12 protein-coding genes are annotated in these 12,598 nt (G+C 59.8%); 9 read left to right on the top strand and 3 right to left on the bottom strand.

Annotated elements, in window-relative coordinates:
* The first annotated feature begins 23 nt into the window (after nt 1-23).
* Nucleotides 24-1,022: a LysR family transcriptional regulator gene (locus tag AACY02_RS03720; protein ID WP_339430808.1), complete on the top strand. Its 999-nt coding sequence runs from the start codon at nt 24-26 to the stop codon at nt 1,020-1,022.
* Nucleotides 1,023-1,083: 61 nt separating this feature from the next.
* Here AACY02_RS03720 and AACY02_RS03715 read toward each other — a convergent pair whose 3' ends face one another.
* Together AACY02_RS03715 and AACY02_RS03710 are read right to left on the bottom strand one after the other, a co-directional pair.
* Nucleotides 1,084-1,491 (bottom strand): PA2817 family protein, encoded by a 408-nt coding sequence (locus AACY02_RS03715; RefSeq protein WP_339430807.1) that lies wholly within the window; start codon nt 1,489-1,491, stop codon nt 1,084-1,086.
* An 87-nt stretch (nt 1,492-1,578) separates the two neighbouring features.
* On the bottom strand, nt 1,579-4,026 hold the full coding sequence (locus AACY02_RS03710; protein ID WP_339430806.1) for an acyl-CoA dehydrogenase: 2,448 nt from the start codon (nt 4,024-4,026) through the stop codon (nt 1,579-1,581).
* Nucleotides 4,027-4,274: 248 nt separating this feature from the next.
* Here AACY02_RS03710 and AACY02_RS03705 point away from each other — a divergent pair, with 248 nt between their 5' ends.
* The 4 genes from AACY02_RS03705 to AACY02_RS03690 all read left to right on the top strand — a co-directional run bounded on the left by AACY02_RS03705 (nt 4,275) and on the right by AACY02_RS03690 (nt 7,446).
* The gene (locus tag AACY02_RS03705; protein ID WP_339430805.1) at nt 4,275-4,934 is read left to right on the top strand and encodes a transglutaminase-like domain-containing protein; all 660 of its coding nucleotides are present in this window, start codon (nt 4,275-4,277) and stop codon (nt 4,932-4,934) included.
* Nucleotides 4,935-4,977: 43 nt separating this feature from the next.
* Nucleotides 4,978-5,601 carry a glutathione S-transferase family protein gene (locus AACY02_RS03700; RefSeq protein WP_339430804.1) on the top strand — a complete coding sequence of 208 codons (624 nt, stop codon included), beginning with the start codon at nt 4,978-4,980 and terminating at the stop codon, nt 5,599-5,601.
* Nucleotides 5,602-5,737: 136 nt separating this feature from the next.
* The gene (locus tag AACY02_RS03695; RefSeq protein ID WP_339430803.1) at nt 5,738-6,670 is read left to right on the top strand and encodes an ABC transporter ATP-binding protein; all 933 of its coding nucleotides are present in this window, start codon (nt 5,738-5,740) and stop codon (nt 6,668-6,670) included.
* Nucleotides 6,667-7,446, top strand: a complete 780-nt coding sequence (locus tag AACY02_RS03690) for an ABC transporter permease (protein WP_339430802.1) — start codon at nt 6,667-6,669, stop codon at nt 7,444-7,446. The genes AACY02_RS03695 and AACY02_RS03690 overlap by 4 nt, the downstream gene beginning before the upstream one ends.
* Before the next feature lie 75 nt (nt 7,447-7,521).
* Here the strand turns inward: AACY02_RS03690 and AACY02_RS03685 are convergent, their stop codons facing one another.
* Entirely contained in the window at nt 7,522-8,040 is a 519-nt protein-coding gene (locus tag AACY02_RS03685; protein ID WP_339430801.1) for a DUF2062 domain-containing protein, read from the bottom strand.
* A 136-nt stretch (nt 8,041-8,176) separates the two neighbouring features.
* Between AACY02_RS03685 and AACY02_RS03680 the strand changes: the two genes are divergently transcribed.
* From AACY02_RS03680 to lpxK, 4 genes are all read left to right on the top strand, one after another.
* Nucleotides 8,177-10,411: a DNA internalization-related competence protein ComEC/Rec2 gene (locus AACY02_RS03680; protein WP_339430800.1), complete on the top strand. Its 2,235-nt coding sequence runs from the start codon at nt 8,177-8,179 to the stop codon at nt 10,409-10,411.
* 101 nt (nt 10,412-10,512) lie between these two features.
* Nucleotides 10,513-11,148, top strand: coding sequence for a MotA/TolQ/ExbB proton channel family protein (locus AACY02_RS03675; RefSeq protein ID WP_221733720.1), 636 nt, complete (start codon nt 10,513-10,515; stop codon nt 11,146-11,148).
* Nucleotides 11,145-11,573, top strand: coding sequence for an ExbD/TolR family protein (locus tag AACY02_RS03670; protein WP_221733712.1), 429 nt, complete (start codon nt 11,145-11,147; stop codon nt 11,571-11,573). The genes AACY02_RS03675 and AACY02_RS03670 overlap by 4 nt, the downstream gene beginning before the upstream one ends.
* A complete protein-coding gene (lpxK, locus tag AACY02_RS03665; RefSeq protein ID WP_339430799.1) occupies nt 11,573-12,583 on the top strand; it encodes a tetraacyldisaccharide 4'-kinase in 1,011 nt (336 codons plus the stop codon). Before AACY02_RS03670 ends, lpxK begins: the two co-directional genes overlap by 1 nt.
* The last annotated feature ends 15 nt before the right edge of the window (nt 12,584-12,598 follow it).

Genomic DNA, 12,598 nt, shown 5'->3' with positions numbered 1-12,598 from the left:
AAACATCAAAGGACTTGTGCGCTGTGAGCATAAATCTACCGCTGCCGTTACTCGGTGAAATGGCGATTTTCGTCAAGGTCGTGGAAACCGGCAGCTTTTCTGAAGCCGCCCGCCAACTCGGATCGTCGCCTTCAGCGATAAGCCGCAGCATTTCCCGACTGGAAAAAGCGTTGGCCACACGGTTGCTGCAGCGCACCACGCGCAAACTGCGCCTGAGTGATGGGGGCGAAGAGGTGTTCAAGCGCTGTCAGGAAATGGTCAGCGCTGCCAAGTCCGTGATGGAAATCAGCGGCCAGTTCACCCATGAGGCTGAAGGGCTGGTGCGGGTCAGCGTACCGAAAGCGGTGGGGCGTTTCGTGATTCATCCGCATATGCCCGAATTTCTGCGCCGTTATCCCAAGGTCGATGTGGAGTTGTTACTGGAAGACCGGCAGGTCGATCTGATCGACGATCATGTCGATCTGGCGATTCGCATCACCGATCGGCCACCCGCCGGATTGGTCGGGCGTCAATTGTTGACGATTGACCATTTGCTCTGCGCAACTCCGCAATACCTGGCTGAAAACGGCACGCCAAAGCACCCTCACGACTTGCTCGATCACAGCTGTATTTATCTTGGGGAAACCCCAAGCGATGCGCGCTGGAAATTCAAAAAAGGCAGCAACGCCGTGACGGTCGGCGTGCGTGGCCGATATGCCGCCAATCACACTGGCGTGAGGCTGGGAGCGGTGTTGCAGCATATTGGAATTGGCAGCCTGCCGTACTTCACCGCACGGTATGCCCTGGAGCAGAAGTTGATTGTGCAGGTATTGCCAGAGTGGAGCTTCCTGGCTTCTTACCATGGCGGACTCTGGCTGCTGCATTCGCCGACGCGTTATTTGCCGCCGAAGCTGCGGGTGTTCATCGACTACCTGGTGGAGTGCCTGGAGAAGGAGCCGACCTTGAGCAAGCCCGGTAAATCGGGCGGTGCGAGTAATGCTGCGATGGTCTATGAATTGCCTGAGAGTGAAGGGCTGCTCTAACGGCAACTCAAAAAAAAGGCCCGCGGACAACCAGGCGGGCCTTTTCATTACCGAAAGAAAATCAGTGCTTGCTGTCCTGAGCGGACATTGCCATCAGTTGCTTTTCCTGATTCCAGTCGAACGGTTCGTCGTTTTGTTCGGCTTCGTAGCGGCGTTCTTCCAGGGCCTGATACAGGTCGATTTCTTCATCGGCCAGGTAGTGCAGGCAGTCGCCACCGAAGAACCACAGCAGATCCCGTGGGATCAGGTGGGCAATTTGCGGATAGCGAGTAATCACTTGAGTCAGGATGTCCTGGCCCAGGTATTGGCTTTCGATCGGATCGATCGGCAGTGACGCCAGCAATTCGTCGAAGCGCTCCAGGAACAGGGCGTGGCTTTCTTCGGGAACCTGATCGGCCTCACCTACGGCGACCAGAATACTGCGCAGGTGGTCGAGCAAAACAAGATGGTCGGCGACGACGTTGGACACGAGATAAGTCCTCAAGAGCAAAACGGGCGCGGGAGTATAAAGCCCCTGCGCCCGTTTTTCACAAATAAACGGCTACACGTTGAAGGATTAGCGGACTTTGCCGTCGGCCAGCACCAACTGCTCTTTGTCGAAATCATCGACATCGATCACCTTGCGCCGTGCCGCTTCGGCTTCGTGCAGGCTCTGCGCTTGCGCTGCCTGGAGAACCCCAGCCTCAAGCGCTGCATCGATCGCGTTTTCGCCGGCGACCGGTTTGACCTGACCGCTTTTCAACGAAGTGTGCAGTTTTTTCTGCAGCGGTTGCACAGCACTCAGCAGGTCGCTGGCGTGTTGCAGTGCGCCGACGGCATCCTCTGCCGATTGCGGGCGATAGCAGCCGGCAAGCAACTCTTCCAGCGCCGGATCGCCTTTGGTTCGACCAATAATGCTCGCCACTTCGGCACCGAGTTTGTCCGATGGGCCTTTGTGGCGCCGGCCGAACGGAAACACGATGACCCGCAAAATGCAGCCAAATATCTTGTTCGGGAAATTGCTCAGCAGCTCATCGAGAGCACGCTCCGACTGGAAAAGGCTTTCTTCCATGGCCCAGCGCAACAGCGGTTCCATATACCCTGGCGAATCCAGATCGTGAAAACGCTTGAGCGCAGCGGACCCCAGATACAGGTTGCTCAGCACATCGCCAAGACGTGCCGAGAGACGCTCGCGGCGTTTCAGTTCGCCCCCCAGCAGCATCATGCTGAAGTCGGCGAGCATGGCAAAGGCTGCCGCCTGACGATTGAGCGCGCGGAAGTAACCCTGACTGATCTTGTCGCCCGGCGCAGGTTCGAAGTGGCCCAAACCCAGGTTCAACACCAGGGTGCTGGCGGCATTGCTCACGGCGAAACCGATATGCTTGAGCAGCAGGCCGTCGAATTCTTTCAGTGCCTGATCCTTGTCCTCGCGGCCGGCGAGGGCCATTTCCTTGAGCACGAACGGATGGCAACGAATCGCACCCTGACCGAAGATCATCAGGTTACGCGAGAGAATGTTCGCGCCTTCCACGGTGATGAAGATCGGCGCGCCGTTCCAGCTACGCCCGAGGTAGTTGTTCGGGCCCATGATGATCGCCTTGCCGCCGTGTACGTCCATCGCGTGGCTGATGCATTCACGGCCGCGTTCGGTCAGGTGGTACTTGAGGATCGCCGACAGGACTGACGGTTTTTCGCCCAGATCGACCGCGTTGGCGGTCAGCATTCGCGCAGCGTCCATCATCCACGCGTTACCGCCGATGCGCGCCATGGCTTCCTGTATGCCTTCGAAGGCCGACAGGGGCACATTGAACTGTTCACGAATCTGCGCGTATTGCCCGGTCACCAGGCTGGTGAACTTGGCTGCACCCGTACCCACTGCCGGCAGCGAGATCGAACGGCCGACCGACAGGCAGTTCATCAGCATCATCCAGCCTTTGCCGAGCATCTCCTGGCCGCCGATCAGGAAGTCCAGCGGGATGAACACGTCTTTGCCCGAGTTCGGGCCGTTCATGAACGCAGCGCCCAGTGGCAGGTGACGGCGACCAATCTCCACGCCTGCGGTATCGGTTGGAATCAGCGCAAGGCTGATGCCCAGGTCTTCCTTGTCGCCCAGCAGGTGATCCGGGTCATACGCTTTGAACGCGAGGCCGAGCAACGTGGCGACCGGACCCAGTGTGATGTAGCGCTTTTCCCAGTTAAGGCGCAGGCCGAGGACTTCCTGACCCTCCCATTGGCCTTTGCAGATGATTCCGGTGTCCGGCATCGCGCCTGCGTCGGAACCGGCGAGCGGGCCGGTGAGGGCGAAGCACGGGATGTCGTCGCCACGGGCCAGCCGTGGCAGGTAGTGATTGCGTTGTTCGTCGGTGCCGTAATGCAGCAGCAGTTCTGCCGGGCCGAGGGAGTTGGGCACCATCACGGTGGAGGCGAGATCGCCGCTGCGGGTCGCAAGTTTCATCGCTACTTGCGAGTGGGCATAGGCGGAAAAGCCCTTGCCGCCGAATTCCTTGGGAATGATCAGGGCGAAAAAGCCGTGTTCCTTGATATGCGCCCAGGCTTCGGGCGGCAGATCCATCGACTGGCCGATTTGCCAGTCAGTGACCATCGCGCAGAGCTCTTCGGTCGGACCATCGATAAAGGCCTGTTCTTCTTCGCTCAGTTGCGCCTTGGGATAGGACAGCAGTTTTTCCCAGTCCGGACGACCGCTGAACAGCTCGCCATCCCACCAGACGGTGCCGGCATCGATCGCGTCGCGTTCGGTCTGCGACATCGGCGGCAGGGTTTTCTGGAACCAGTTGAACAGCGGCGCACTGAAATATTGGCGGCGCAGGTCAGGCAGCACCAATGGCGCGGCCACCATCGCCAGTACGATCCAGAGCACCAGCAACAGCCAGTCCGGTGCGTGGCTGAAAATCCCCATCGCCAGCAGGTAGACGGCAACGATGCCCAATGCGGGCAGCGGGGAAATTCGCCGGTGGGCGAGATACGCCACGCCAACGACCAAAACCAGTATCCACAACAACAGCATATTCAGTCCTCCGTGAACCAAGGCAAATCGACCCTTCAGAGCTTAGACGGCATCTGTAAAACCGGGTGGTCAGACCATGGTGATTGAAATCGTGGGAAACCTCTGACGGTTTTCGTAGGTTCGGTGGGCAACACGCGTGGGAAATCGTTCGTTCACTGCGCAACTTTGCGTGCATGTTTGGCCGAAACGTCGTTATCTCTGTGCTTGAGCGGTCGCTAGACTCGGGGCTCACCCAGGAGATTGCCGTCATGCACGAGTATCTGAGTCCCGGCCGCTTCATCGATAGTGACCACCCGGCGGTGGTGGAGTTCGCCGAACAGCACCGTGGCGCCAGCGGTGATCCGCTCAAGCAGGCGATCAATCTCTACTACGCCGTGCGCGAGGCGGTGCGCTACAACCCTTACACCTTCAGTCGGGATCCGCAGACGTTGCGCGGCAGTTACGCTTTGGCAACGGGAGAGAGCTATTGCGTGCCAAAAGCCACGCTGCTGGCCGCTTGCGCGCGACATTGCGCGATTGCGGCACGCATCGGTCTGGCGGATGTGCGCAATCATCTGTCGACCCCGCGTTTGCTTGAACTGCTCAAGAGCGATGTGTTCGCCATGCACGGTTACACCGAGCTGTTTCTTGGTGACCGCTGGGTCAAGGCGACGCCTGCGTTTAACCAGAAACTCTGCGAACTGTTCAACGTCGCGCCACTGGATTTTGACGGTATCAACGACAGTGTTTTCCACCCGTACAACCGGGACGGTGCGCAGTTGATGGAGTACCTGGTCGATCACGGCCAGTTCGCCGATGTGCCGCAAACCTTCTTCTTTGAGCATCTGGAAAAATGTTATCCGCACCTGTTCGGCGATCAACAGCCGCCACTATTGGGCGACATGCAGAGTAATGTCAGCCGCCTCTGATCCGGCGTATGCTGCCTGCCCACGCATTTGCAAAGAGGCGGTCATGCTGAAGATCTGGGGACGGAAAAACTCATCGAATGTCAGGAAGCCATTGTGGGCCGCCGAAGAACTCGGCCTGGCTTACGAGGCGATCGATGCGGGTGGCGCGTTCGGTGTGGTCGACACGCCGCAGTACCGGGCGATGAATCCGAATGGCCGGGTGCCGGTGATCGAAGACGACGGTTTTGTGCTGTGGGAGTCCAACGCCATCGTCCGCTATCTGCTGGCCAAACATGCGCCTGACAGTGCCTGGTACCCGGCAGACCCACAAGCCCGGGCTATCGCTGACAAGTGGATGGACTGGACCACTTCGAGTTTTGCCGGTCCCTTCCGCACCGTGTTCTGGGGCGTTTTGCGGACACCGGCCGACCAGCAGGATTGGGCGGCTATCGACGCGGCGATCACGCAATGTAACGAGCTTTTGAGCATGGCCGACGCTGCTTTGGCCTGCCAGCCTTACCTCGGCGGAACAGAAATCGGCATGGGCGATATTCCGCTCGGCAGTTTCATTTATGCCTGGTTCGAGATGCCCATCGAGCGGGCTCCGCAACCGCATCTGCAAGCCTGGTACGAGCGGCTCAAACAGCGTCCGGCCTACAAAAAAGCCGTCATGACCGCGTTGACTTGATAATTACTATCGACACACTTGACTGTACTTGTGCGGCGGGGGCAAGCACCATTGCGCTCTTGCGCTGCGGTTGTATCCCTCGCCGCTTGCCCTTATTTCTCTCTTTCCTCCCTTCACCATGGTGCGTAAATCAGATATGAGTTCCGCTCTGTCCATCCGGCAGCTAACCAAAACCTACGGCAACGGGTTCCAGGCCTTGAGTGGTATCGATCTGGACGTCGCCGAAGGTGATTTTTTCGCCTTGCTCGGCCCCAACGGCGCCGGCAAATCCACGACCATCGGCATTCTTTCCACCCTGGTGAACAAGACCAGCGGCACGGTGAATATCTTTGGCAATGACCTGGACAAGAGCCCGGCCGCGCTTAAGCGCTCGATCGGCGTGGTGCCCCAGGAATTCAACTTCAACCAGTTCGAAAAGACGTTCGACATCGTCGTGACCCAGGCCGGTTACTACGGCATTGCGGCGAAAATCGCCAAGGAACGTGCCGAGCAGTACCTGACCCAGCTCGGCCTGTGGGACAAGCGCGATGTGCCTTCGCGTTCGCTGTCGGGCGGCATGAAGCGCCGCTTGATGATTGCTCGGGCGCTGGTGCATGAGCCGCGCCTGTTGATCCTCGACGAACCGACGGCCGGCGTCGACATTGAACTGCGTCGTTCGATGTGGACGTTCCTCACCGAACTTAACCAGAAAGGCATCACCATCATCCTCACCACGCATTATCTGGAAGAGGCTGAGCAGTTGTGCCGCAACATCGGCATCATCGACCACGGCACGATTGTCGAGAACACCAGCATGCGTCAGTTGCTCGGCCAACTGCATGTGGAAACCTTCCTGCTCGACCTCAAGGGCAATTTGAGCGTCGCGCCGCAACTGGTCGGCTATCCGTCCCGTTTGGTGGATGCACACACGCTGGAGGTGCAGGTCGACAAATCCATGGGCATCACCGCGTTGTTCGGCCAACTGGCTCTGCAGAACATCGAAGTGTTGAGCCTGCGCAACAAAACCAATCGCCTTGAGGAGCTGTTCGTGTCCCTGGTGGAGAAAAATCTGTCGAAGGTGGCGGTATGAGTTCCGAATTCCGTCCCAACCTCGTCGCGCTCCAAACCATTGTTTACCGCGAGGTCAAACGCTTCACCCGGATCTGGCCGCAAACCCTGCTGCCGCCGGCGATCACCATGGTTCTGTACTTCGTGATCTTCGGTAACCTGATCGGTCGGCAGATCGGCGACATGGGTGGCTTCACTTATATGGAGTACATCGTGCCGGGGCTGATCATGATGTCGGTGATCACCAACTCCTACGGCAACGTGGTGTCGAGCTTCTTCGGTAGCAAGTTCCAGCGTTCCATCGAAGAGTTGATGGTCTCGCCGGTCTCGCCGCACACAATCCTGATCGGCTATACCTGTGGTGGCGTGCTGCGCGGGTTGATGGTGGGTGTGATCGTCACCCTCCTGTCGCTGTTCTTTACCCACTTGCAGGTGCATCACCTGGGCGTGACCCTTCTGGTGGTGGTGCTGACGGCGACGATTTTCTCGTTACTGGGCTTTATCAACGCCGTGTTTGCGCGCAATTTCGATGATATTTCGATCATCCCGACCTTCGTGCTGACACCGCTGACGTATCTGGGCGGCGTGTTCTACTCGATCACTTTGCTGCCGCCGTTCTGGCAGACGGTGTCGCTGGCCAATCCGGTGCTGCACATGGTCAACGCCTTCCGCTACGGCATCCTCGGTGTTTCGGATATCCGCATCGGTATTGCGATCACCTTCATGCTGGTGGCGACGGTGGTGTTGTATTTCGGTTGCGCGCGTTTACTGGTGAGCGGGCGCGGGATGCGGACCTGACGCTATGCCCAGTTGCATGCCTGGCTAGTCCGGGCACCACAAAAAACGGCCTCCATTGCGCAGGCCGTTTTGCATTCAAGGCGTTCGGTTTTTCTTGCGCCGCGCCCATTGCCGTGCGACCCACCAGCGCCAATACATCATGACCACGAAGTAGGCGAGGGCGCCCAGCACCAACCCGGACAGCACCGAACCGAGCAAAAACGGTTGCCACAACGTCGACAGCTCACCGCTTATCCATTCCCAGGTCAGTTGATCGGGCAAATGCCGTATCGGCACGTCCATCAGCCACGCACCCACCTTATAAGTGCAAAAAAACACCGCTGGCATGGTGATCGGATTGGTCAGCCAGACCAGGCTCACAGCAATTGGCAGGTTGCCGCGCACCTTGATTGCCAGCGCTGCGGCCACCAGCATCTGCAACGGGATCGGTAGGAATGCGGTAAACAGACCCACTGCCATTGCTCGAGCGACCGAGTGGCGATTGAGGTGCCAGAGGTTCGGGTCATGCAGCAACTTGCCGAGAAATCGTAAGGATTTGTGTTCCCTGATCCTCGTTGGGTCGGGCATGTAGCGTTTGAATAAGCGCCGGGGCATAAGGCTTCTCGGTCGATTAAGGCGGCAAGTATGTCTGGATTCTACGAACCGCCCATTCAGACTTTGTGACAATTGTTGACGACGGTCGTGCCCAAGACCCGCTATGCCTAAGTGCGCGACTCTCAAGGACGGGCTTATGCGCACAGGGATGATGGCGTTGGCAGTCGGTCTGCTGGCCCCGATAGTTTTGCCGGCTTTGCCGCCGGTCGGGTTGGCCGTGTTGCTGGCGGTGGTGGGGTTGATGTTGCTGCCGTTTCGCAGCTATCCATTGGCATTTTTATTGTTTGGTTTCACTTGGGCCTGCGTCGGCGCGCAATGGGCGCTGGATGAGCGACTTTCAACCCGTCTGGACGGCGAAACCCGCTGGCTTGAGGGGCGGGTGGTTGGTCTGCCGCACAATGGCGACGGTGTGGTGCGTTTCGAATTGGCTGATGCGCGCTCGCGTCACGAGAAACTGCCGTCACTGATGCGTCTGGCCTGGTACGCCGGGCCACCAGTCAACAGTGGCGAGCGCTGGCGCCTGGCGGTCAAGCTCAAACGCCCGGCCGGTTTGCTCAATCCGGATGCCTTCGATTACGAAGCCTGGCTGCTGGCGCAACGCATCGGTGCGACCGGTACGATCAAGGATGGCCGGCGTTTGGCCGAGGCGCGGTGGGCGTGGCGCGACAGCATTCGTCAGCGCTTGCTCGCGGTGGACGCTCAGGGTCGGGCCGGCGCATTGGCCGCGCTGGTGCTGGGCGATGGCTCTGGGCTCAGCCGCGACGATTGGCAGATTCTGCAGGACACCGGCACCGTCCATTTACTGGTGATTTCCGGCCAGCACATCGCAATGCTGGCGGCGGTGATGTACCTGGTGGTTGCCGGGTTGGCCCGTTATGGGCTGTGGCCGCTGCGTTGGCCGTGGCTGCCATGGGCCTGTGCGCTGGCGTTCGCCGCGGCGCTTGGTTACGGGCTGCTCGCCGGGTTCGACGTGCCGGTGCGCCGGGCCTGCGTAATGGTCGGGCTGGTGCTGTTGTGGCGCCTGCGCTTTCGCCATCTCGGCGCGTGGTGGCCGCTGTTGCTGGCGTTCAACGCCGTGCTGTTGCTTGATCCGCTGGCCGGTTTGCGCCCCGGTTTCTGGTTGTCGTTCGCGGCGGTGGCGGTGCTGATCCTTACCTTTGGCGGTCGTCTCGGAGGCTGGCGTTGGTGGCAAACCTGGACGCGGGCGCAGTGGCTGATTGCAATCGGTTTGTGTCCAGTGCTGATGGTGCTGAGCTTGCCGATCAGCCTGAGTGGGCCGTTGGCGAATTTGCTGGCGGTGCCTTGGATCAGTCTGGTGGTGTTGCCGCCGGCATTGCTCGGCACTTTATTGTTACCCGTGCCGTATGTCGGCGAAGGCCTGTTATGGGCGGCCGGCGGTTTGATCGACGGGTTGTTTCGAGCCTTGGCGTTGATTGCCGGGCAATGGCCTGCGTGGATTGCACCGTCGATTCCCGCGTGGGCGTTAGCCATGGGCAGTCTAGGCGCCTTGCTGTTACTGCTGCCGCGCGGTGTACCGATGCGTCCTCTGGGCTGGCCGTTACTGCTGGTTCTGGTCGTGCCGCCACGCGAGCGATTGGACGAAGGCTTGGCCGACATCTGGCAGCTCGACGTCGGCCAGGGGCTGGCGATTCTGGTCCGCACCCGGCATCACACCTTGCTCTACGACGCCGGGCCGCGTTTCGGTGATTTGGACCTCGGCGAACGCGTTGTGCTGCCCGCCTTGCGCAAATGGAGGGTCGAGAAGCTCGACTTGATGCTGCTCAGCCACGCCGATGCCGATCATGCCGGTGGTGCTCTGGCAGTGGCGCGCCACTTGAAGGTGGATCGAGTCATCAGCGGCGATCCGCCCGGGCTGCCAGCCGAACTGAACGCCGAAGCTTGTGAAAGTGGCCGCCGATGGCAGTGGGATGGCGTCGGTTTTCACCTGTGGCAATGGGCGGATGCCCGCGACAGCAACCAGCGCTCCTGCGTATTACAGGTCGAGGCCAACGGCGAGCGCCTGCTGTTAACCGGCGATATCGACACCCATGCCGAACGTGTCCTGCTCGACAGCCCGCTGGCAGTCCCGACGCAATGGTTGCAAGCGCCGCACCACGGCAGCCGCAGTTCTTCATCGATGGCCTTGCTGAAAGTGTTGAAGCCCGGCGCCGTGCTGATTTCCCGAGGTCACGGGAATTCGTTTGGCCACCCCCACCCGACGGTGCTGGCACGCTATCGCAAACAGGGGCTGCGCATTTATGACAGTGCTGAACAGGGCGCCATTCATCTGCAATTGGGCCGCTTCAGGCCACCCTGGACAATGCGCCAACAGCAGCGTTTCTGGCGTGATCCACCGTCATTGACCCATTGATCGGGGCGTGGACGAAGGCGACGTCACGGTCGTCGGGGCGGCGGGTCTTAATCATGAACCGGTATGGTAAAGTGGCGCACTTTTTCGAGGGGACTGTCACTGTGTGGGAATTGGTCAAATCCGGCGGCTGGATGATGTTGCCGATCATTCTGAGTTCCATCGCGGCCATGGCGATTGTCGCCGAGCGCCTGTGGACCCTGCGCGCCAGTCGCGTCACTCCCGAGCATCTGCTGGGTCAGGTCTGGGTCTGGATCAAGGACAAGCAGCTCAATAAAGAAAAACTCAAGGAATTGCGCGCCAATTCGCCGCTGGGGGAAATCCTCGCCGCAGGCCTTGCCAACTCCAAACATGGTCGCGAGATCATGAAAGAGTGCATCGAAGAGGCCGCTGCCCGGGTCATTCACGAGCTTGAACGCTACATAAATGCACTGGGCACCATCGCCGCCATGGCGCCCTTGTTGGGCCTGCTCGGCACCGTACTGGGCATGATCGATATTTTCAGCGCGTTCACCGGTTCCGGCATGGGCACCAACGCCTCGGTGTTGGCTGGCGGTATTTCCAAAGCGCTGATCACCACCGCAGCGGGCCTGATGGTCGGTATTCCGGCGGTTTTCTTCCACCGTTTCCTGCAGCGCCGCATCGATGAACTGGTGGTGGGCATGGAGCAGGAGGCGATCAAACTGGTTGAAGTGGTGCAGGGCGACCGTGACGTCGATCTGGCTGAGGGCAAAGCGTGAAATTCCGTCGCAAACCCCGGGAAACCGTGGACATCAACCTCGCGTCGCTGATTGACGTGGTGTTTATCCTGCTGCTGTTTTTCGTCGTGACCACCACCTTTACCCGTGAAACCCAGTTGCGCGTCGATTTGCCGGAAGCGGTCAGCGGCTCGCCCGCCGAAGATCAGCAGGTCAAACAGATCGACGTCGCCATCAGCGCCGAGGGCGTGTTTTCGGTGAACAACAAGATTCTGCCGAAAAACGATCTGGCCACCCTGATGGAAGCCATGCAGAAAGAATCCAACGGCGACACCAGCCTGCCGTTGTCGATCAGTGCCGATGGCAAAACTCAACACCAATCGGTGATCACTGCCATGGACGCGGCCGGCAAGCTCGGTTTCAGCCATCTGCGCATGACCACGGTCGAGGCGGCGCCCAAATCCTGATGAGCCTGTCTGATCGCTTGCTCGCCGCGTGGTATCAGGGGCACCCGGCCCTGACGCTGCTGCGGCCGCTGGAAATGTTGTACCGCCGCGTGGTGGTCAACAAACGCCAGCGTTTTCTTGATGGCGAAGGTGAAATCTACCAGCCACCAGTGCCGCTGATCGTGGTCGGCAACATCACCGTCGGGGGCACGGGCAAGACACCGATGATTCTCTGGCTGATCGAACACTGCCGGCGCAGCGGTTTGCGTGTGGGCGTGGTCAGCCGTGGCTACGGCGCCAAGCCTGCGCAACTGCCATGGCGAGTCGAGGCTGATCAAAGCGCCGATATCGCGGGCGATGAACCGCTGCTGATCGTTCAGCGCACCGGCGTGCCGCTGATGATCGACCCCGATCGCAGCGCCGCCGTCAAAGCCTTGCTCGAAAGCGAACCGCTGGATCTGATTCTGTCCGACGACGGCATGCAGCATTACCGTTTGGCCCGGGATCTGGAGTTGGTGCTGATCGACGCCGCCCGAGGCCTGGGCAATAAGCGCTGCCTGCCTGCCGGGCCATTGCGCGAGCCGATTGAACGTCTGCAAAGCGTCGATGGTGTGCTGTTCAACGGTGCGCTCGATGATCGCGACGACGGTTTCGCCTTCCGTCTGCAACCCACCGCACTGGTCAATCTGCGCAGCGGCAAACGTATGCCGCTCGATCATTTTCCGGCCGGTCAGGCTGTGCACGCGGTCGCCGGGATCGGCAATCCGCAACGTTTCTTCAATACCCTCGAAGCGCTAGACTGGCGAGCAGTCCCCCATGCGTTTGCCGACCACGCCGAATACAGCGTGCAGGCCTTGAATTTCACACCGTCATTGCCATTGGTGATGACCGAAAAGGACGCGGTGAAGTGCCGTGCCTTCGCTGCTGCCGACTGGTGGTACCTGGCGGTCGATGCGGTGCCGTCGCCGGCCTTTGTGGCCTGGTTCGACACACAACTGATGCGCCTGTTGCCGGATCGTCTTTTGCCTTAACTCTTTTATCCAGGG

The sequence above is a fragment of the Pseudomonas sp. EA_65y_Pfl2_P78 genome, assembly GCF_963970495.1.
Classification (GTDB): domain Bacteria; phylum Pseudomonadota; class Gammaproteobacteria; order Pseudomonadales; family Pseudomonadaceae; genus Aquipseudomonas; species Aquipseudomonas baetica_A.
The sequence above is the reverse complement of the archived record's forward strand: the minus strand, read 5'-3'. Positions and strand labels throughout refer to the sequence as shown.

Bases quoted from the DNA above. Each gene is read 5' to 3' on its own strand.
- AACY02_RS03710 (WP_339430806.1), bottom strand. From the start codon at position 4,026: ATGCTGTTGTTGTGGATACTGGTTTTGGTCGTTGGCGTGGCGTATCTC.
- AACY02_RS03705 (WP_339430805.1), top strand. From the start codon at position 4,275: ATGCACGAGTATCTGAGTCCCGGCCGCTTCATCGATAGTGACCACCCG.
- AACY02_RS03700 (WP_339430804.1), top strand. From the start codon at position 4,978: ATGCTGAAGATCTGGGGACGGAAAAACTCATCGAATGTCAGGAAGCCA.
- AACY02_RS03695 (WP_339430803.1), top strand. From the start codon at position 5,738: ATGAGTTCCGCTCTGTCCATCCGGCAGCTAACCAAAACCTACGGCAAC.
- AACY02_RS03690 (WP_339430802.1), top strand. From the start codon at position 6,667: ATGAGTTCCGAATTCCGTCCCAACCTCGTCGCGCTCCAAACCATTGTT.
- AACY02_RS03685 (WP_339430801.1), bottom strand. From the start codon at position 8,040: ATGCCCCGGCGCTTATTCAAACGCTACATGCCCGACCCAACGAGGATC.
- AACY02_RS03680 (WP_339430800.1), top strand. From the start codon at position 8,177: ATGCGCACAGGGATGATGGCGTTGGCAGTCGGTCTGCTGGCCCCGATA.
- lpxK (WP_339430799.1), top strand. From the start codon at position 11,573: ATGAGCCTGTCTGATCGCTTGCTCGCCGCGTGGTATCAGGGGCACCCG.